At 62.4% G+C, this 19558-nt stretch carries 22 protein-coding genes and 1 tRNA gene; 11 read left to right on the top strand and 12 right to left on the bottom strand.

Going from position 1 to position 19558, the window contains the following annotated elements:
- Nucleotides 1–9: 9 nt before the first annotated feature.
- Together BLR35_RS06200 and BLR35_RS06195 are read right to left on the bottom strand one after the other, a co-directional pair.
- Nucleotides 10–495 (bottom strand): hypothetical protein, encoded by a 486-nt coding sequence (locus BLR35_RS06200; protein WP_090378904.1) that lies wholly within the window; start codon nt 493–495, stop codon nt 10–12.
- Between the two features lie 4 nt (nt 496–499).
- The gene (locus tag BLR35_RS06195; protein ID WP_090378901.1) at nt 500–823 is read right to left on the bottom strand and encodes an AbrB/MazE/SpoVT family DNA-binding domain-containing protein; all 324 of its coding nucleotides are present in this window, start codon (nt 821–823) and stop codon (nt 500–502) included.
- A gap of 317 nt (nt 824–1140) precedes the next feature.
- Between BLR35_RS06195 and BLR35_RS06190 the strand changes: the two genes are divergently transcribed.
- From BLR35_RS06190 to cdd, 3 genes are all read left to right on the top strand, one after another.
- Nucleotides 1141–1791 (top strand): MaoC family dehydratase, encoded by a 651-nt coding sequence (locus tag BLR35_RS06190; RefSeq protein WP_090378898.1) that lies wholly within the window; start codon nt 1141–1143, stop codon nt 1789–1791.
- A gap of 111 nt (nt 1792–1902) precedes the next feature.
- Nucleotides 1903–3276 carry a phosphohexomutase domain-containing protein gene (locus tag BLR35_RS06185; RefSeq protein WP_090378895.1) on the top strand — a complete coding sequence of 458 codons (1374 nt, stop codon included), beginning with the start codon at nt 1903–1905 and terminating at the stop codon, nt 3274–3276.
- A gap of 56 nt (nt 3277–3332) precedes the next feature.
- On the top strand, nt 3333–3728 hold the full coding sequence (gene cdd, locus BLR35_RS06180) for a cytidine deaminase (protein WP_090378892.1): 396 nt from the start codon (nt 3333–3335) through the stop codon (nt 3726–3728).
- 4 nt (nt 3729–3732) lie between these two features.
- Here cdd and BLR35_RS06175 read toward each other — a convergent pair whose 3' ends face one another.
- A complete protein-coding gene (locus BLR35_RS06175; RefSeq protein ID WP_090378888.1) occupies nt 3733–4173 on the bottom strand; it encodes a DUF488 family protein, N3 subclade in 441 nt (146 codons plus the stop codon).
- Nucleotides 4174–4232: 59 nt separating this feature from the next.
- On the opposite strand from BLR35_RS06175, the gene BLR35_RS06170 reads away from it, so the two are divergent.
- Complete coding sequence (locus BLR35_RS06170) at nt 4233–5060, top strand: nucleoside phosphorylase (RefSeq protein WP_090378886.1); 828 nt, start codon at nt 4233–4235, stop codon at nt 5058–5060.
- 13 nt (nt 5061–5073) lie between these two features.
- Here BLR35_RS06170 and BLR35_RS06165 read toward each other — a convergent pair whose 3' ends face one another.
- The 5 genes from BLR35_RS06165 to BLR35_RS20590 all read right to left on the bottom strand — a co-directional run bounded on the left by BLR35_RS06165 (nt 5074) and on the right by BLR35_RS20590 (nt 8704).
- Nucleotides 5074–6453, bottom strand: a complete 1380-nt coding sequence (locus BLR35_RS06165; protein WP_090378883.1) for an APC family permease — start codon at nt 6451–6453, stop codon at nt 5074–5076.
- Between the two features lie 117 nt (nt 6454–6570).
- Nucleotides 6571–7335, bottom strand: coding sequence for a mechanosensitive ion channel family protein (locus tag BLR35_RS06160; protein WP_090378880.1), 765 nt, complete (start codon nt 7333–7335; stop codon nt 6571–6573).
- Nucleotide 7336: 1 nt separating this feature from the next.
- Entirely contained in the window at nt 7337–8149 is an 813-nt protein-coding gene (gene dacZ / locus BLR35_RS06155) for a diadenylate cyclase DacZ (protein WP_090378877.1), read from the bottom strand.
- 248 nt (nt 8150–8397) lie between these two features.
- A tRNA-Leu gene (locus BLR35_RS06150) sits at nt 8398–8482 on the bottom strand.
- Nucleotides 8483–8530: 48 nt separating this feature from the next.
- Entirely contained in the window at nt 8531–8704 is a 174-nt protein-coding gene (locus BLR35_RS20590) for a hypothetical protein (protein ID WP_006674019.1), read from the bottom strand.
- Nucleotides 8705–8963: 259 nt separating this feature from the next.
- Between BLR35_RS20590 and BLR35_RS06145 the strand changes: the two genes are divergently transcribed.
- Complete coding sequence (locus BLR35_RS06145; protein ID WP_090378874.1) at nt 8964–9272, top strand: transcription initiation factor IIB family protein; 309 nt, start codon at nt 8964–8966, stop codon at nt 9270–9272.
- 131 nt (nt 9273–9403) lie between these two features.
- Here the strand turns inward: BLR35_RS06145 and BLR35_RS06140 are convergent, their stop codons facing one another.
- On the bottom strand, nt 9404–9889 hold the full coding sequence (locus tag BLR35_RS06140; protein ID WP_090378871.1) for a phosphopantetheine adenylyltransferase: 486 nt from the start codon (nt 9887–9889) through the stop codon (nt 9404–9406).
- A 140-nt stretch (nt 9890–10029) separates the two neighbouring features.
- Between BLR35_RS06140 and BLR35_RS06135 the strand changes: the two genes are divergently transcribed.
- The gene (locus tag BLR35_RS06135; RefSeq protein WP_090378868.1) at nt 10030–12285 is read left to right on the top strand and encodes an NADP-dependent malic enzyme; all 2256 of its coding nucleotides are present in this window, start codon (nt 10030–10032) and stop codon (nt 12283–12285) included.
- Nucleotides 12286–12287: 2 nt separating this feature from the next.
- On the opposite strand, the gene BLR35_RS06130 is transcribed toward BLR35_RS06135, so the two are convergent.
- Nucleotides 12288–13253, bottom strand: a complete 966-nt coding sequence (locus tag BLR35_RS06130; protein WP_090378865.1) for a DUF7972 family membrane protein — start codon at nt 13251–13253, stop codon at nt 12288–12290.
- Between the two features lie 115 nt (nt 13254–13368).
- Here BLR35_RS06130 and BLR35_RS06125 point away from each other — a divergent pair, with 115 nt between their 5' ends.
- On the top strand, nt 13369–13743 hold the full coding sequence (locus BLR35_RS06125; protein WP_090378862.1) for a 30S ribosomal protein S8e: 375 nt from the start codon (nt 13369–13371) through the stop codon (nt 13741–13743).
- Nucleotides 13744–13895: 152 nt separating this feature from the next.
- On the opposite strand, the gene BLR35_RS06120 is transcribed toward BLR35_RS06125, so the two are convergent.
- Both BLR35_RS06120 and BLR35_RS06115 read right to left on the bottom strand, forming a co-directional pair.
- A complete protein-coding gene (locus BLR35_RS06120; protein ID WP_170830974.1) occupies nt 13896–14345 on the bottom strand; it encodes a hypothetical protein in 450 nt (149 codons plus the stop codon).
- A gap of 93 nt (nt 14346–14438) precedes the next feature.
- Nucleotides 14439–15440 (bottom strand): phosphate uptake regulator PhoU, encoded by a 1002-nt coding sequence (locus BLR35_RS06115; RefSeq protein WP_090378856.1) that lies wholly within the window; start codon nt 15438–15440, stop codon nt 14439–14441.
- A 201-nt stretch (nt 15441–15641) separates the two neighbouring features.
- On the opposite strand from BLR35_RS06115, the gene BLR35_RS06110 reads away from it, so the two are divergent.
- The 4 genes from BLR35_RS06110 to pstB all read left to right on the top strand — a co-directional run bounded on the left by BLR35_RS06110 (nt 15642) and on the right by pstB (nt 19555).
- A complete protein-coding gene (locus BLR35_RS06110; RefSeq protein WP_090378853.1) occupies nt 15642–16631 on the top strand; it encodes a PstS family phosphate ABC transporter substrate-binding protein in 990 nt (329 codons plus the stop codon).
- Complete coding sequence (gene pstC / locus BLR35_RS06105; protein ID WP_090378850.1) at nt 16628–17569, top strand: phosphate ABC transporter permease subunit PstC; 942 nt, start codon at nt 16628–16630, stop codon at nt 17567–17569. Before BLR35_RS06110 ends, pstC begins: the two co-directional genes overlap by 4 nt.
- Nucleotides 17566–18495: a phosphate ABC transporter permease PstA gene (gene pstA, locus BLR35_RS06100; RefSeq protein WP_090378848.1), complete on the top strand. Its 930-nt coding sequence runs from the start codon at nt 17566–17568 to the stop codon at nt 18493–18495. The genes pstC and pstA overlap by 4 nt, the downstream gene beginning before the upstream one ends.
- A 193-nt stretch (nt 18496–18688) precedes the next feature.
- A complete protein-coding gene (gene pstB / locus BLR35_RS06095) occupies nt 18689–19555 on the top strand; it encodes a phosphate ABC transporter ATP-binding protein PstB (RefSeq protein ID WP_090378845.1) in 867 nt (288 codons plus the stop codon).
- Nucleotides 19556–19558: the final 3 nt, after the last annotated feature.

Here is a 19558-nt window from a genome sequence, read left to right as displayed (position 1 = left end):
GAGGCCGGGTTACGCCGACGCGTCGAACTCGTCGGCCGCCTGCTCGACGTTCTGAGCGACTGCCGAGACGTTCTCCTCGAACTGCTCGTGGGCTTCCAGTGCGGCGTCGAAGGAACTGTCGACGGCTTCGGCGTAGTTCTCCGCGAACTCGTCGTAGGCGGCTTCCGACTCCTCGATGGCCTCGAGAGCGGCCTGGACCGACTGCGACTGGGCTTCGGTCGCGGAGTCGAAGCCGTCGTCGACGAGTTCGCGCATCTCCTCGAAGTCGGCGCTGCCCTCGGGCATCGACGCCTCGAGCGCGTCGAAGTAGGCGTGGATGGCGCCGCGGGTGAACTCGGCGTTGGATTCGGCGAGTGACTCTGACGTTTCGACGGCGTCGGCCATCGCGTTCATCGAGGTCTTCTGGGCCTCGAGAGCGTCGTGGGTGAAGTTCTGGGTCTGTTCGAGTGCGACGCGCTGTGCGTCGAACATCGCGGTGAGTGGGTTCTGTGTCATGGTGTTAGTCCTCGTTGCGGTTGCGTTTGACTGGGACGACGATCGTCTGGACGATGTCGCCCTCTTCGATGTCGAGGGCTTCCCGTTCGGGGCCGGGAATGCTGATCCGACCGCCGCTCTGCACGCGGGCCTTGAAGGTCGCCGTGCCCATGTTCATCGGCCCGAATGCCGACATCTCTTCGAACGGGTTCGACGTCGTCGACGTCGCTTCCATCAGCTGTTTCATCATCTCCTGCTGGGACTGGGCAACCTGCTCGCCGGCCTCCTGCATCTGCTCTGTGAACATCGCGGGCGGAAACCACGGCGAGCGGTCGGTGTCGTCCGTCATCAACAGTGTCAACGCCCCGAGACCTAATAAGAGTTTCCACTAGATACCATTAGATGGTATGAGATGGTTCGGATGGCGCGACGCTCTGAATCCGTCTCCGGTCGGGAAGCAGTATCGACCCACTCGAGCGTCGATTTCACCGTAAAATCGTGTACGTAGTGTTCGAACGACGATTCGAACAACCGCGAGGGCTGTCGTGTCCCTTCTCACCGAGCGGGATTACGTATAATCACCTCTTATGGCCAGTTTCCCGTAGTAAAAGGTGGTTAGATGAGCCAAAGAAGTCATAATGTCTCCCTCCTTAATTCGTTCGTAGAATGTCTCACCAGAACTCCGGGACACCCGATTTCACTGCCGTGACTGACGCCTGGACGTCGATGACTCAGAGTTTCTTCCAGAGCGCGACCGCGGCCAACCGTGCTGCCGTCTCAGCGATGCTGCCGACGGCCACCTCGAGTCAGTCGACCGACGGCTGCGCGAGCGACGAGACGGTACCCGCATCGATTCCGTCGGTCGATCACTCCAACCTCGAGTGGGAGTTCGATCGGACCGTCGACGACCGGGAAGATATCGGCGTCGGTGACACCGTCACTTTCGAGAAGACGCTGACCGAAGACGACGTTCGTGCGTTCGCAGAGATCAGCGGCGACACGAACCGCCTCCACCTGGACGAAGAGTTCGCCGAGAAGACTCGCTTCGGCGAACGGATCGTTCACGGGACCCTCGTCTCCGGACTCATCAGCGCTGCCCTGGCACGCCTTCCGGGGCTCACGATCTATCTCTCCCAGGACCTCGAGTTCAGCGGTCCCGTCGGCATCGGTGACACCGTTTCCGCGCGCGTGGAAGTCGTCGAGAACCTCGGGAAAGGTCAGTTCCGTCTCGAGACGGTCATCCGAAACGAGAGCGACGACGCGATGGTCATCGACGGCGAGGCCGTCGTCCTGATCGACGAACAGCCGGACGCATAACACCCCCCGTCGCCGCCGTTCGCGCGTCGGATACGGTCGGGTGTCCCCTTTCTCTTCTGCCGTCGGCGCACTCTCCGACACTATAAGTGTCTCCTCTGGAAACGACCTCACATGACACTGTTCGGGACTGCCGGGATCCGTGGCCCGGTCGAGCAAATCACGCCCGCGCTCGCGCTTTCGGTCGGGCAGGCCGCAGGCCAGCCGGGAGAGACGTTCGTCGTCGGTCGCGACGGCCGCGAGACCGGTTCGGCGCTCGCGGCGGCGATGGAAGCCGGCCTCGAGAGCGCCGGTGCCGACGTCTACCGACTCGGGCAGGTGCCGACGCCGGCGCTCGCGTTCGCCTCGCAGGGGCGACGCGGCGCGATGATCACCGCGAGTCACAACCCGCCCGAGGACAACGGGATCAAACTGTTCGTCGACGGCGTCGAGTACGACCGCGACGCGGAGCGCACGATCGAGGGCCGCGTCGACGGCGACACGCTCGCCTCCTGGGACGACTGGGGTGATTCCGATCGGCTCGAGGTGCTCCAGCCGTACCGCGACGCCGTGGTCGACTACGTCGATTCGGCGTTCGGTGACGGCGAGAACGAGGGGAGCCTCCTCGAGGGACTGTCGGTCGCCGTCGACTGTGGGAACGGGATGGCGTCGGTCGCGACGCCGCAGGTTCTCGAGCGACTCGGCGCGGAGGTCGTCGCGGTCAACGCGACCGTCGACGGCCACTTTCCGGCACGCGAGAGCAAACCGACGCCGGAGACGCTGACAGACTTCTCGGACTTTCTCGCCGCTGGCTCGTTCGACCTCGGACTGGCCCACGACGGCGACGGCGACCGACTCGTCGTCCTCGGTCCCGACGGCGAGGTGATCCACGAAGACACCGTCCTGGCCGTCGTCGCAGCCCACTACGCGGCCGAGAGCGACGCCGCCGACCCCGTCGTGGTCACGACGCCGAACGCCTCCGCACGCATCGACGAACAGGTGCGCGAGGCCGGCGGCCGCGTCGAACGCGTCCGACTCGGCGCGCTCCACGAGGGAATCGCTCGTGAACGACGTGCAGGCGACGAGGGAACCGAGGTCGTCTTCGCTGCCGAACCCTGGAAGCACGTCCACACCCACTTCGGCGGCTGGATCGACGCCGTCGCGAGCGCCGCCGCCGTCGCCGCGCTCGTCGCCGAGGTCGGCGACACCGAGACGCTTCGCGACCCGGTCACCGAACGCCCCTACCGCAAGGTCAGCGTCGACTGTCCCGACGACGCCAAACCCGACGTGATGGCGACTCTCGAGTCCGACCTTCCCGCAGCGTTCCCCGACGCGGCCGTCGACACCGACTACGGCGTTCGCCTCGAGTTCGAGGACGCCTCGTGGATCCTCGTCCGGCCGAGCGGGACCGAACCGTACGTCCGAATCTACGCCGAAAGCGACGACGTCGATGCGCTGGTCGGGGACGCACGCGAGGTCGTCGTATCGACGGTCACTGACGTATCGTAACCGAATCCGCAAGCACGGTCGGTGCTTTCTTGCACGACTCGAGAGTACCAGTTTTCATGCCCTATCTCGAACTCCTCGAGCGCGCCCGCGAGATCCAGTCTGCCGCACACGTTCCCTACTCCGAGTACCGCGTTGGGGCCGCCCTCGAGACGGCAGACGGAGAGGTCTTCGTCGGCTGTAACCTCGAGAACGCGAACTTCAGTAACAGCCTCCACGCGGAGGAGGTGGCCATCGCCGAGGCGGTCAAGAAGGGCCACCGCGACTTCACCAGGATCGCCGTCAGTTCGAGCCGTCGGGACGGCGTCACTCCCTGTGGGATGTGCCGCCAGACGCTCGCCGAATTCTGCGGCGACGACCTCGTGATCGTCTGTGACGAAGGCGACGACGAACCGAGCGAGTACACCCTCGGCGAACTGCTGCCGAACACGATTTCGGAGGAGACACTCGAGTAGCGTTCTACTCCGCGCCGATTCGATCCTCGAGCCGCTCCCGGAGAATCGTCCGGTGACACCGTTTCTTCTCGGTGTTCTCGTAACAGACCAGCGCCAGCGACTCACCGGATTCGAGCCGGGACTGCAGGTCCTCGAGGGCATCCCCTGCCTCGTTCGAGGTCTCGAGATAGGTTCGAAACTGCTCGTCGAAGTTCACTCGATCCCAGGCCGCGTTGTGGGCACCCTCGGCACACAGCCCCTGCATCTTCAGTTCTTCCTCGGCGTCTTTGGTCGCCTCGAGCAGGTCGACGGGCGGCCCGAGTTCCGGTCTGTTCTCGTCGACCGCGCTGTGGAACCACGGCGCCGGTTTCCGGACGACCCCGATCAGCGTCGCCTCCTCCGGAAGTTCCGCCAGGTCGTGCTGGACGGCCGCGGCGTACGTGTCCGCGAGCGTTCCGCGTGCCATACCGGGAGTACGCGTGCCCCGCATTTATATACGGTGTCGGCGCGAATCACCGGCGTCGAATGACCGGCGACAGCGAAGACCCGAACGCGGACGTACAGTACCACCTCGAGGTCGGCCCCGAGGACGTCGCGGACACCGTCCTCCTGCCGGGCAATCCGGAACGCCTCGAGAAGATCGTCGCTCACTGGGAGGACCACGAGATCCGCGCACGCCACCGCGAGTACCGGACTGCGACGGGAAGCTACGAGGGGACGCCGATCTCGGTCACCTCGACCGGTATCGGCAGTCCGTCCGCGGCTATCGCGGTCGAAGAACTGGCGCGTGTCGGCTGTGATACGTTCATCCGGGTCGGCTCCTGTGGTGCGCTCCAGCGCGAGATGGACGTCGGCGACCTCGTGATCACGACCGGTGGCGTCCGGCAGGAAGGGACGAGCGACGAGTACGTCCGGGAAGACTACCCCGCGACGGCGGATTACGAGGTCGTCAGCGCGCTCGTCGCCGCGGCCGAACGGCTGGGCTACGACTACCACACCGGCGTCACGATGAGCGCCGACTCGTTCTACGCCGGGCAGGGTCGCCCCGGCTACGACGGCTTCGAGGCCGCCGGCTCCGAAGAACTCGTCGACCAGTTGAAAGAAGCGAACGTCAAGAACATCGAGATGGAGGCAAGCGCCATCATGACGCTGGCGAACCTCTACGGACTCCGTGCCGGCGCGGTCTGTACCGTCTACGCGAACCGCGAGACCGGCGAGTTCAGGACCGAAGGCGAGTCTCGAGCGGCGGAGACGGCGACGCTCGCGACCCACCTGCTCGCGAAGATGGACGCGAAAAAGCGCGAGGCCGGCGTCGACCGCTGGCACGCCGGACTCTCGCTCGAGGAGTACTGAAACCTCGACCGACCTACGTCTCTACTCGCTCGTTTTCGTGTAGTCTCGCCATCCGCTCTTCGAGGTCGACGCCGCGCTGGGCGAACCGACGAATCCGGACACGGTAGAAGACGTAGCCGAGGACCAGCCAGCCGACGAGTACGGCAACCATCTCGGGAAGCTGCGTCGAAACCAGTACCCAGAGGAACCCGGCGGAGACGACCGCGCCGGCGGCGACGAACTTGAGCAGCCATGGCGGTAACCTGTACAGCGAGTGTTCGTACCGCTGCGGGAAGGCTTTCGGCAGGTTCCACAGCGCGACCCCGGCGACGGCGAGCCCGAACAGGATCGTCAGCGAGAGCGCGACCGAGAGCGTCACCGTCCCTGGCGAGACTGGTGCGACGACCAGCGGCGGGATACCAAGCAGGAGAACGGCGACGTGAGGCGAGTTGAATCGGCGGTGGACCCGTGCAATCGGCGACGGGATGATATCGTCTCGAGCGGCTCGCATCAGGAGCCGTGAGTAGGCGGTGTAAGTCATGTTGATCGACGTGAGCGCACCCATCGCGGCGGCGACAAGCACGAGTCCCGTCAGCGGTGCCGGGAAGCTCCCCAGCGAAACCTGGGCGACGGCGGCGTCCATACCACCGAGCTGTTGCCAGTTCGTCGTGCCGACGAGGACGACGACGAGACCGATCAGCAACGAGAGGGAGACGGCGGCCGACAGGCCGAGCACGCGCGGGATGTTCTCTGCAGGATTTTTCATCTCCTCGCCGAGTTCGACGACGAGTCGGAACCCGCGAAGCGGGAAGTACAGTGAGACGATTGCGACGATGACGGGACCAGCACCTTCCGGGAACAGCGGCGTGTAGTTGGCCGCATCGATCGCGAACGCACCGGGAACGATGAACGCGATCATGCCGACGACGATGAGCGATACCATCGTGAACTGGACGATCGCAACCATCCTGATTCCGAGGACGTTCAGGACGATAAACGGGACGAGCAACGCGTAGACGAGCGCGAGTTCGGGCACCGACGGGACGAACGAGATGTTCTCCGCGACGAAGTCGACGTACTCTGCGAAGCCGAGTCCGATGAAGAGCATGCCGGCCCACACACCCGGGATTGTGATCCACGGCAACAGGAACCCCCAGAACGGCCCGACGAGCCGCGAGGCATACACGTAGCTCCCGCCGGCGACCGGAATCGCGCTCCCGAGTTGCAGTGACATGAGAATGCCGAAGACGAGCGGGATCAACGCGAGCAACAGCGCGACGATCACGCCCGGACCGGCGTCGCCGGCAAGCGGTCCAGGAAGGACGAACGCGCTGACGCCGATGACGTTTCCGATGATGAGGACCGTCGCTCCGATCACCCCGACCTGGGTATCGATCAACCGATGTTCTGCCATTGCATACCACACTCAAGTTTGTTCTACATAATCGTTTCTAACGCTAACAATGTTTCATGGGTGCCGGTGGCAGTTTACGACGATGAAAACAGTTCGACCGTCACCGCGCCGTGAACGTCAGTCTCGAACTCGAACGATCCCGTCCTCGAAGACCTTCCGATTCGGGACGATGTACTCCTCGGACTCGTCCTCGATCTTCGTGACGAAGAGATCGACCTCCTGGACGATCCCCGACTGGTCGCCGATCTCGATCTCGTCGCCGATACTGTAGGGCTGCTCGAGCAACAGGTAGATTCCCGCCGCACTCGAGGTCAGGAAACTCCTGAAGGCAACGACGAAGACGACGAGCAACCCGATGGCGTACACCGTCAACAGGATCAACAGGGCGAGGACGTGGACGCCGATCTGCCCTAACGCGATGACGAACGTGACGTAGAGAACGGAGTACTTGACGATCTTCGGGAACAAAGAGACTTCGGGAAGCTTGACTCCACGAAGGTACTCACTAACGGCCAGTTCCGACTTGTCCGCGACGATAAAGCCGAGAATCAACACGAGCACCGCGACGAAGACCTGCGGGATGAACTCCGTCACGCGGAACCAGAACGCGTCGGTGTCCAGCAACTGGGCGATGTGAATCGCCGTCAGGACGGCGATCCCGTAGATAAACCACGAACTCAGTCGGGCAACGATCTCGACCGTCGAGGTCCCGATCGACTGCGCCGTCCGCTCGAACGGCGTCCCCTCGACCGCTTCCGGAACGCCCGCGGCCGTCAGCAACTCGTTGTTGAGCCGCCCGACCAGGTAGCCAGCGACGAGCCCGAGGGCAAGCACCGCAGCGGCGATGACCGCTGGCTCCTCGAGTAACGTCTGCCACTCCATGTCAGTACGCCTCCGGATCGACCTCCAGAATTAGTTCACCGCCCTTGAACGCCCGGACGAGACCGTCGCTCTCGGAGAGGACGATCGCCACCGCGTTCGTATCCCGGGTGATCGCACCGCCAGCCATGTGCCGAGCACCCAGCCCCTTCGGAATATCCACTCCCTCCGCGGAGGGCTCGAGATACCGATACGCCGAGACGATCTTGCCGGCGTCGGAGATGACGAACGCGCCATCGAGCCGCGAGAACTCCTTGAGCATCACGTTGACGATCTGATCGCCAACGTGGACGTGGGACTTCTCGAACGGGTTGTACGACAGCGGCCGGGACTTGTTCATCACCTTCCCCGCGTCGCCGACGATGAACAGCGCCCCGACAGGTTTGCCCTTCTGCCCTTTCTTGCCGAGTTCGACCGCCAACTCGAGGACAGACTTGACGACGTCGGGTTCGGCACGGGACTTGGCGAACAGATCGTAAATGCCAGTGTGTGCGTCCGCACTCGCACGGACCCGGGAGACGGTGTCGATCTCGTCAGCGAAAATCCGGGTGGCACAGGCTAGCTCGTCCCCGTCCTCGATTACCTCCTGCTCGAGTGCTCCCTCGATGCCGAACTTGATCCGATCGGCGACGTCGTCGAAGGCAAGCGGGAGTTCCACGAACGTCTCCGCGCCGACCTCGTTTTCCGTCCCGACGACGATCACGTCGACTTCCTCGATCGCCGCAAACCGCTCGTAGTAGGAACCACTCGGCGAAAACAGCAGGACACCGTCGACACTCGAGAAGAGGTCACCGAACACGTCGTCTAACCCGTCCATTGATCATACAACCTGTGCCCGCTCGAATAAGCGTTATGGGCCGTCCGACAGGTGTCTGATTTTGTCGTGTCATGGGGGGAAAGAAATCGGGGTGGTTTGGGCGCTCGAGTAGGTGGTCTCAGGTTAGAGAGGCGCGGGACCGGATTCGAACCTCGCCGAGACGGTCGCTCACTCCGTTCGCGCTGCGACTCGTCTGGTTCGAACCGGCCGACGATTGCTGTCGCTCGCGGGTTAGCTCGCGACAGCAATGCGCGGGACCGGATTCGAACCGGCGGACCTCTACAGGACAGCGTCCTAAGCGCTGCGCCGTTGGCCTAGCTTGGCTACCCGCGCTCGTTCCTGCATTTTCACGAATCGAGTAAGAACCTGTCGATCCAGCGGTCACTGATGCTTGACCGGCTCCTCGGGGGACCAGTCCGGCGGAACGATGAAGGTTACGTGCTCCGGATCCCGTAGCTGGTGGAGTTCCGCGGCCTGTTCAGCCAGCGATCGGTCCCGGTAGGGCATCTCGAGCCCGCAGCCGGTACAGACGAGTTTGCAGGTTGGCTCTTTCATGTCGGTGTGCCCGACCGTGACCGAAGCCGGGCGAAGGGTCGTGGACGGTCGTGAATACTGTCGGGTCGTCCATCCGTTCATCTTCCCCCCGCTTTAGTAGCCACCTCCTAGTGAAATCCGGAGAGAACGGCCGGTTCACCTACCCGTTCGTAGCTGTCCGTTGGGTCCAGTAGCACCGTATTGGCGGTCCGGAACGGTAACCCGGTGAACAGAAACGGTTCGTCCGCGGATTTATTTCGGACGAGGCGATAGTTCGGGTATGCACAGCGCCCGGGATCGCATCGAGTACGAGTCCTGGCTCGAGGAACTCGATCAAATCGCCGACCGACTGGAGTTATCGAGCGAGGCACGGTCGTGTGCGGCCGATCTCTTTCTCGCCGACGTCCCCGAGGACGACCGATCCAAACGGCCCGCACTCGCGGCGAGCGTCTACGCCGGCTCGCTCGTCGCCGGCGAGGGAGTGAGTCAGGGAACGGTCGCCGACGCCGCGGACGTCTCACGGCTGTCGATCCAGTCACGCTGGAAAGACGTCCTGGAGACCGCCGGCCTCGAGCCACCGGGCTGGTAAGGCGATAAGACGTGGCAATCGCGAGTAACCGTAGCTGAACGTTAGCCGAGGTCGGCGAACTGTTGCTGGCCGTAACTGGAGAATACGATGCTGGAACAGCAGTCGGACTCGAGTAGCCGCTCGCTTCTCTCCTATTCCGTCGTCGACTCGTCGCTATCGCCGAGGACGTTTCCATGTTCGTCGATCTCACCCTTGACGATCCGGGTGCTCGAGATGATGTCGTCGTCTTCGGCTCGAACGTGGGGGACGACGACGACTTCGAGAGCGTCGTGCCCTCGCTCGCGGCGGATTTCGTTGATCCGTTCGCCACCCTCGCGCGTCTCCGGCGAGACGACAAGGTACTCGAACTGGGGCTCGGTCGCGATGCCGGTCGGCGACTCGAGCGTGCGAATCTCGAACTCGCGGTCGTACTCCTCGGCGATGGTCTCGAGTTCGTCCGCCAGATCCTCCCGTCGCTGCTCGAAGGATCTGATCTCCCGGTCGACCTGTCGTGTCTTGGGCGCGAGGTCGTCACTCGTCAGTCCGACTGTTACGTCCCCGAGTTCGAACGCCCGTTCGAACAGTTTGCGATGACCGTCGTGAACGGGGTCGAACGTCCCACCAAGCGCGACGTCCATATCCCTCCTGACTGGCGCGGTGCGTATAAAACGGTCGAAACGGGGAACAGTTCCAGTGACGGTTTCCACCGCCGATAATTCGACAGATGTCGAAATGCCCCTTCGCATTGTTTTTAGTGGTCGCCCCTAGTGTCCCTGGTATGGGACTGGACGAGGACTCACTCGACTATCATCAGACCGATCCGCCAGGAAAGATCGAAATATCGACCACGAAACCGACGAATACGCAGCGTGATCTCTCGCTCGCGTACTCGCCGGGCGTCGCCGCACCGTGTATGGAGATCGACGCGGACGAAGACGAAGCCTACACCTATACTGCGAAGGGCAACCTCGTCGGCGTCGTCTCGAACGGCTCCGCCGTCCTCGGTCTCGGCGACATCGGCGCACAGGCTTCCAAACCCGTCATGGAAGGAAAGGGCGTCCTCTTCAAACGGTTCGCAGATATCGACGTCTTCGACGTCGAACTCGACGAGAGCGATCCCGACAAACTCGTCGAAGCCGTCAAGATGATGGAGCCGACCTTCGGCGGAATCAACCTCGAGGACATCAAGGCCCCCGAGTGTTTCACCGTCGAGGAGCGACTCCGCGAGGAGATCGACATCCCCGTCTTCCACGACGACCAGCACGGCACTGCGATCATCTCCGGTGCGGCACTGCTCAACGCCGCCGACATCGCCGACAAGAACCTCGAAGACCTCGAGATCGTCTTCTCCGGCGCTGGTGCGAGCGCGATCGCGACTGCGAAGTTCTACGTCTCGCTTGGCTGCAAGAGAGAGAACATCACGATGTGTGACTCCTCGGGAATCATCACCGAGGAACGCGCCGGAAACGGCGAACTCAACGAGTACAAACGGCAGTTCGCCCGCGACGTCCCCGAGGGCGACCTCGCGGACGCGATGGAGGGTGCTGACGTCTTCGTCGGCCTCTCGATCGGCGGGATCGTCTCCCAGGAGATGGTCCAGTCCATGGCCGACGACCCGATCATCTTCGCGATGGCCAACCCCGATCCCGAGATCGGCTACGAGGAAGCGAAGGAGGCCCGCGACGACACCGTCATCATGGCCACAGGCCGCTCCGACTACCCCAACCAGGTCAACAACGTCCTCGGGTTCCCGTTCATCTTCCGTGGTGCACTCGACGTCCGGGCCACCGAGATCAACGAGGCGATGAAAGTCGCCTGTGCCGAAGCCCTCGCGGACCTGGCACGGCAGGACGTCCCCGACGCGGTTGTCAAGGCCTACGGCGACGAACCACTCCAGTACGGTCCCGACTACATCATCCCCAAGCCGGTCGATCCCCGCGTCCTCTTCCGGGTCGCTCCCTCGATCGCCGAAGCCGCGATGGAGTCCGGCGCTGCCCGTACCGAGATCGACCCCGACGAGTACGAAGAGGAACTCGAGGCCCGCCTCGGCAAGTCCCGCGAGATGATGCGAGTGGTCCTCAACAAGGCAAAGAGCGATCCGAAGACGGTCGCGCTCGCGGAAGGTGAAAACGAGAAGATCATCCGAGCGGCCTACCAGATCCAGGAGCAGGGAATCGCCGCACCGATCCTCATCGGCGACGAGAGCGAAATCCGCCAGACGGCGGCGAACCTCGGGCTGGACTTCGAGCCACAGGTCGCCGATCCGTCCGTCGGTGACTACGAGGAGTACGCCGAACGCCTCCACGACCTCCGCCAGCGCAAGGGGATCACCCGAACCGAAGCCACCGAACTCATCGAGAACGACTCGAACTACTTCGGGAGTGTGATGGTCGAACAGGGCGACGCCGACGCCCTCCTGACCGGTCTCTCCCATCACTATCCGTCGGCACTTCGGCCGCCACTGCAGGTCATCGGCACCGCCGCCGACGTCGACTACGCCGCCGGCGTCTACATGTTGACGTTCAAGAACCGCGTCGTCTTCGTCGCGGACGCAACGGTCAACCAGAACCCCGACGAGGACGTCCTCGCGGAAGTCACCAAACTCACCGGCGACCTCGCCCGGCGGTTCAACATCGAACCCCGCGCAGCCCTGCTGTCGTACTCGAACTTCGGCAGCGTCGACAATCAGGGCACCCGCAAACCCCGCCGTGCTGCGAACATGCTGCAGGACGACCCCGAAGCCGACTTCCCCGTCGACGGCGAGATGCAGGCCGACACCGCCGTCGTCGAAGACATCCTCGAGGGAACCTACGGCTTCTCGGAACTCGACGAACCCGCGAACGTGCTCGTGTTCCCGAACCTCGAGTCGGGTAACATCGGCTACAAACTGCTCCAGCGACTGGGCGGTGCCGACGCCATCGGCCCGATGCTCGTCGGCATGGACAAGCCGGTCCACGTCCTCCAGCGCGGCGACGAGGTCAAAGATATCGTGAACTTGGCGAGCGTGGCGGTCGTCGACGCACAACAGGAGTAACCCTATTTTTCCACTGGTTCCCGCTCGAGTCGTAGATCGAACGGCGTAATCGAGACGTGTCGTGCGACGATCGATATTCGCACTGCAAAGGCAGTCAACAGGGCTATCGGGAGGAATCCGATGGCGACTGTCAGTATCGCAAGCAGAATCGTCGCCATCGATAGTTCCGCGGCTGTTTCGTAGCCCGCCAGTCGAACGAGCATCGTGATCGCCAGGAAGACGGCAGGGATGCCGGTATAAAGTAGTGTCTGTGACAGCCGCGACAGTTCGCGCTGGATAGCAATCGAGACGAAATAGTACCGGGCAATATCTAGTTGCTCGAGTTCGGTGCGGACCTCCTCGAGTAGGTTCTCGTCGTCCGCGGACAATTCGTCTGCGAATTCGGTTTTGACGTACTGGACTGACTGGATGAGGTCCATGTATCTGACTGGAAGCACCGCGACGACGACGGCGAGCAATGGAGACGACGCGTCGTCCTCGAGGCGGGTTCGAACTGCCGAGACGTGCTCGTCGATTCGGGAATTGAACGTCGACACGGCAGCCGAAAGCTCACGTCCGGCTTCGTCGCTGTCCACAACCGATCGGCTGAGAGCGGTCGAGTAGGACTCGAGTTGGTCGACTGACGCCTGGAAGAACGGAGCCGGTTCGAACGGGACGTCCGTTCGGTTCGTCGCGGACCGGTGGAAGTCGATCGTTTGCCTGATCTCGTCTCGCAATTGATTCGGCGAGCCGAAGTCGCGAGAGAGAACCAGCTGGTTGATCGAAACGACGACGGTAATGAGGGTGACGTTCCCAGCGACGAGGCCACCGTAGAGATAGTACAGCGGGAGCGGGTTCGTGAAGCCGCTATCGAACACGACGGCTGCGAGAAGAACGGTTCCGACCGAAACGATACCGAAGGCGACGTACCGACGGTCTGCCTCCAGAGCGACGGCCCGGAGTCGGCGACGAAGAGACGAGACACTCATTGTGTGTGGTTCGTCCCGCGACACGAAATGGACAGTGGATTGGACCGAGGCGGGGTGGACGGGTCCGCCGGCGTGAAAGCGTGCATTCAAGTAGACGCCACGATTTCTCCCGTATATGCAAGATCAGGGACGCTCTACGCGCAAGCGTACCGGCGGTCGACTGAAGAACGTTCGCAAGCGCCGAAAGGACGAACTCGGCCGACTCCCGACCGAGACGCAGGTCGGCGAGCCCCGGTTCCGTACTGTCGACGTCCGCGGTAACGATACGAAGACTCGTGCGCTTGCGACGAACGTCGCAAGCGTCAACAACGGCGACGAGACCGTCTCGGCCGAAATCGAGGACGTCGTCGAGAACGAGGCAAACCCCAACTACGTCCGCCGAAACATCATCACGAAAGGCGCCGTCATCGAGACGTCCGAAGGGCAAGCACGCGTAACGTCCCGTCCCGGCCAGACCGGACAGGTCAACGCCGTTCTGCTCGACGAGTAAGCCGTTTTCAAAGGTTTTCTTCGACACTGCATTCCCGGTAGTACCAACAGGATCGAAACGAGCGGGGCCGACCCGTTTGCCAAATACAACGTGGGTTTCCTGCGTCACAACTCCGAAGAACGGGCAGGTTCGTCGCCAGGGATCGCACGCTGTTAGGAAGAAGAGGGGAGACGAGTTCGTCGCTCCAGGGCTGCCGAATATCGGATCTCGTACTCGTCGAGTTTCCGACGGTCACTGGGTTCGACGTACTCGCTGATGTCGTCCGGGACGTCCCACGTCTCGTCGTCGTCGGGGTCGTGTTCTTCGATCATCGCCTCGGTCGCCTCCTCGTGAATCCGTGCGACTTCCCGGGCTTCGTAACAGAATCGTTCGGAGTGTTCGTTCTCCGTCAGCTCTCTCGCAGATTCGAAGTAGGTGGCAGACTCTCCGTACAGAAACATCGCGTCTTCGAGTTCTCCCTCTTCTCTCGAGACCTCCGCAGCCTGAAATAGCTGATCCGCTTTCTTGTAATAGTTGACGACGTCCATATTCGCCAGACAACCGGACAGCGACAGCAGTGAGGCCGTAGCGACTCCACCCAACAGTTTCCGCCTCGAGACCATATCTTCATTCACTAACAGGTACAAATCTACCTTCTGGCCGCTTCCGGTTCGACGATCTGTGTGACGAACGTGCCGTTTGCCTGCTCTCGTCGCTTACGACCGCGGACGAGGCGCTGCCTTCTGGAGCGCGGTTTCGGCGATGTTGCCGCCGTAGTCTGCACTCCGGGACAGCGAGTCGACGATCAATCCCAGCGACTGGGCCTGAACGGGGTCGAGGTCTCGGAGCATGTCGTCGACGCGTCGCGTGTGTTCGTCGATCTCGAGAACGGCCTCGTGAGCGGCGTGACCGAGTCGATTCGCTTCGTCGGTTTCCTCGGCGAACAGCGCGTCCATCGACTTCTCGAGAACGTCCGACGCGTCGGCGTGCAGGGCTGCGAGCGCGTCGTCGACTTCCGCTGGAATGTCGCCGAGTTTGAGCGCGAGCTGGCTGATCTTGGCCGCGTGATCGGCGATACGCTCGAGTTGCCGGGCGCTCGAGTGGAAGTCGAAACAGTCCTCGCGGGAGACGCCGAGTTCTTCGGCGGCGCGGGGCGAGCGAAGCGTCGCCCGGAAGATCCGGGAGACGACCAGCCAGAGTCGGTCGACGTCGTCGTCGCGTTCGATGACGTCGTGAGCGATGTCGTCGTCGTTCTCGACCAGCGCCCGCACCGCGTCCTCGAGCATCGAGGTCGCGATCAGACGCATCCGCCGGACGGCGTTGACGATCGACAGTTCCGAGGAGTCGAGTAGATCCTGGATGACGACGCTGTCGGTCGTTTCCGAGAGGACTTCGACGCCGACGAGACTCTGTGTCGCGTCCCTGATCGCTCGTCGCTGGTCGGTCGTGATCCGGCTGGCCTCGAGACGGATGATATCGAAGCCGCTTACGTACATCGTCATTACGGCCCGCGTGAGCCGTTCGCCCTCGAGATCCGAGACGTCGAGGGTTCCTTCCTGCCGTTCGGTCTCGCTCCGTGGCGTCAGCAGCAAGGCGTCGTCCTCGGGGAAAAGTTCGACGACCGTCCCGGAACTGACGTCGTTTTCCGTCGCCCACCCTTTCGGGAGCGAGACGGTGTACGTCGACCCACCCGTCACCTGTACTTTGCGCGTCTCCATGGATCGGCGTTCGAGATCCAAACGTAAATCCACATCCATCTATAGATTCGAGTACGAGACGCCAGACAGTGACCGGTGTGCTGTCCTCATAGGCCGTCGTATACAGGCCGCCAGTTCACCTCGTGCGAATGATTGCCCCATATAGCAGTATATAGAGAACATAGTAGAGTATTTAGAGACGATATCCCCACTAGGTGAATGATGGGAAATGAGCCGATATCGAATCGGGCCGACGACGGTGGACTCTCACGTCGGCGCGTTCTACTCGGCACTGCGGGAACCGCTCTTGCTGGACTTGCTGGCTGTATCACACGTGGCGAAGACAGCGGGCTCGAGGGGCGAATCACGATCGACGGTTCGAACACGCTGTTGCCAAACAGCGCGCTCGTGGCCGAGCTGTTCATGTGGGAGAACAACCAGGTAGACATTCCAGTCAGCGGCTCCGGTACTGGAGCCGGATTCCAGCAGTTTTGCCGGGGTGAAACCGAACTCCAGAACGCGAGTCGAGCGATCAGCGACGACGAACGAGAACAGTGTGAGGAAAACAACGTCGACTGGCTCGAACTCGAGGTCGTGCTGGACGGCCTCGCAGTCATGAAACACCCACAGAACGACTGGTGTGACTGTCTCACGGTCGACCAGCTCAACCGGATGTGGGAGCGAGGGTCGGACGTCGAGACGTGGGCGGACCTCGACGACGACAACGATGGCTGGCCCGACGAACCGATTTCGTTCTACGGACGTGACGCCGCCTCGGGGACGTACGACTACTTCACCGAGCAGATAAACGGTGCCGTCGGAAACATCCGCAACGATTACAGCGGCTCGCCGGACACGAACAACATCATCCGTGGCGTCCGTGGCAACCAGTACGCTGTCGGTTTCGGCGGCGCTGGCTACTATTACGAGAACGAGGACGACGTCGACCTGATCGCCATCGACAACGGTGACGGCTGCGTAATCCCGACTCCGGAAACGATCGAAGCACAGGAGTACCAGCCCCTGTCCCGGCCAATGTTTCTCTACGTACGCCTGGACGAACTCGAGCGGCCCGAGTTCCGAGAGTTCATGCGGTTCTACCTCGAGAACACCCAGGAGACGGCACGTGACGTCGGGTTCTACGCCGTTCCCGACGAGACGATCGAAGATCAGCGGGAGAAACTCGAGGACGCCATCGAGAGGTATACATGAGTACTGAACCACTGGATCTGAGCCGGAACGGTAACGACGTCGGGACGCTGGGCGACAAGGTTGCTCGGTACGTCTTTTTCGCGTGTGCGTTCGTCACCGTCGCGACGACGCTCGCGATCATCGTCGTCCTGGTCGACGGCGCGATGGATTTCTTCTCGTACGTCTCGCTGACCGAGTACTTCACGGGGACTAACTGGTCGCCACGAGCGGCCGACAACCCGAGTTTCGGTGTGTTACCGCTGGTCTGGGGAACCCTGATGATTACCGTCGGCTCGGCGTTGATCGCGATTCCGGTCGGAACGCTGACCGCGATCTACCTCTCCGAGTACGCCGATCCGCGGGTCCGGAAGGTCGTAAAGCCGACGCTCGAGATTCTCGCGGGGATTCCGACGATCGTCTACGGCTTCTTCGCATTGTCGTTTATCACGCCGATCCTGCAGTCACTCGGGAGGCACGTCGAGTTCCTACCGGTTCCGGGGACGTTCAACGCTGCGGCGGGGGCGATCGTCGTCGGAGTCATGATCATCCCGATGGTGTCTTCGATTTCCGAGGACGCGATGTCGGCGGTCCCCGATTCGCTTCGAAACGCCGCCTACGGACTCGGAGCGACGAAGTTCGAGGTTTCGACGCAGGTCGTGTTGCCGGCGTCGCTGTCGGGGATCATGGCGGCGTACATCCTCGCGATTTCGCGGGCAATCGGCGAGACGATGGCCGTCACGCTCGCGGCCGGGGCCCTGCCCCAGATTACGAACGATCCGTTCGAGGAGATTCAGACGATGACGGCATACATGGTCGAGATCGGGACCGGTGACGCGTCGGTTGGATCGATCGGGTACCAGAGCCTGTTTGCGATCGGGCTGACCCTGTTCGTGATGACGTTCCTGATGAACGTCTTCAGTATGTGGATCCGGTCGCGCTACCGGGAGGAGTACCAATGAGTACGGAAACGAGCGAGTTCGAGTTCGACGAATCGGCGGTGAAACGCAAACGCCAGCTCGGGCGGGTCTTCCTCGGGCTGTGTTTTGCCGCGACGATGGTCGGCATCGTGGCACTCGTCGCGTTGCTGGTCGACGTAATCGTCGAGGCCTGGGGCTGGCTCACCTGGGAGTTCCTGACGTATCCGCCGTCCCAGATCGTCGAACACTACGATCCGTCGAATTACGGTGACCTCCCAACCGGTCCCGGCGGGATGTACCCGATGATCGTCGGCTCGATCTATCTGATCACGCTCACCGCTATCTTCACCCTGTTCCTGGGTGTCGGTGCGGCGATCTACCTCGAGGAGTACGCCGGTGATACCTTCCTGACGCGGTTTATCGAGGCGAACATCTCGAACCTCGCGGGCGTTCCGTCGATCGTCTACGGACTGCTCGGCCTGGCGGTGTTCGTCCGGGCACTCCAGACAGGGCAGAGTCTCATCGCGGGTTCGCTGACGCTTACCCTGTTGATCCTGCCGATCGTCATCGTCCAGTCCCAGGAGTCGCTGCGAGCGGTTCCCGACTCGATGCGCCAGGCGTCCTACGGTGCGGGTGCGACGAAGTGGCAGACGATCCGCAACGTCGTCCTCCCGGAGGCGGTCCCGGGCATCATGACTGGGATTATCCTCTCGCTATCTCGAGCGATCGGTGAAACGGCGCCGATCCTGATGGTCGGTGCGGCGACGACGCTGTTTGCGCCGCCGGACCTGACCGATCCGACGGGGCCGTTCGGTGCAATGCCGATGCAGATCTTCGAGTGGGCGAAACTCCCCGAAGACGACTTCCAGCACGTCGCTGCGGCAGGGATCGTCGTCCTGCTGACCGTACTGTTGCTGATGAACGCCGTCGCGATCTACATCCGCAACCGGTACGATCCTCGCGGGTGAGACTCGCTCCGTTTTCCTCTCGATTCCTGCAGACTATATAGTGCTACGTATCCCACAGTTTTCCGACATACGTATCATAGTGGAGTATTTGTCCGGGACGTGCCATCGACTACGTAATGGCAGCCGAACAGCCGATCGACCGACCGAATCCGGAACAGGTAACTGCGCCAGGACCAACGCCTAGGTACCTCGTATGACCGCGAACGGCGGCGGCCCACGAACCGTATCGACTTCCGAGACCGGCCGTTCCGAACCCGAGACCGGCGTGGAGACCGAAGAGGCACCGCTCGACGGTCCCGACGTCTCCGAAACAATCCTCGAGTCTCGCGATCTCGACGTCTACTACGGCGACGACCAGGCGCTCCAGGGTATTTCGATGGAGATTCCCGAACAGCAGGTGACCGCTCTCATCGGACCCTCGGGCTGTGGGAAGTCGACGTTCCTGCGGTCGATCAACCGGATGAACGACCTCATCGACGTCGCACGCGTCGAGGGCGACCTCTACTTCCGCGGAAAGAACGTCTACGACGAAGACGTCGACCCCGTCGCTCTCCGCCGGAAGATCGGCATGGTCTTCCAGAAACCGAACCCCTTCCCGAAGAGCATCTTCGACAACGTCGCCTACGGACTCCGCGTTCAGGGGAAAGACGACGGCGACGTCGAGGAGAAAGTCCGGACGGCACTCGAGCGTGCCGCGCTCCTCGACGAGGTCGAAGACCAACTCGACTCGTCGGGACTTGATCTTTCGGGTGGCCAGCAGCAGCGACTCTGTATCGCTCGAGCGATCGCGACCGACCCCGAGGTCATTCTGATGGACGAACCGGCCTCGGCGCTCGACCCCGTCGCGACCTCGAAGATCGAGGACCTCGTCGAGGAACTCGCCGAGGAGTACACGGTCGTCATCGTCACCCACAACATGCAGCAGGCGGCCCGTATCTCCGACAAGACGGCCGTCTTCCTCACCGGCGGCGAACTCGTCGAGTTCGACGACACGAACAAGATCTTCGAGAACCCCGAACACGACCGCGTCGAGGACTACATCACGGGCAAGTTCGGGTAAGAC

Origin of the sequence: Natronobacterium texcoconense (assembly GCF_900104065.1) — an archaeon.
Taxonomy (GTDB): Archaea; Halobacteriota; Halobacteria; order Halobacteriales; family Natrialbaceae; genus Natronobacterium; species Natronobacterium texcoconense.
The sequence above is the reverse complement of the archived record's forward strand: the minus strand, read 5'-3'. Positions and strand labels throughout refer to the sequence as shown.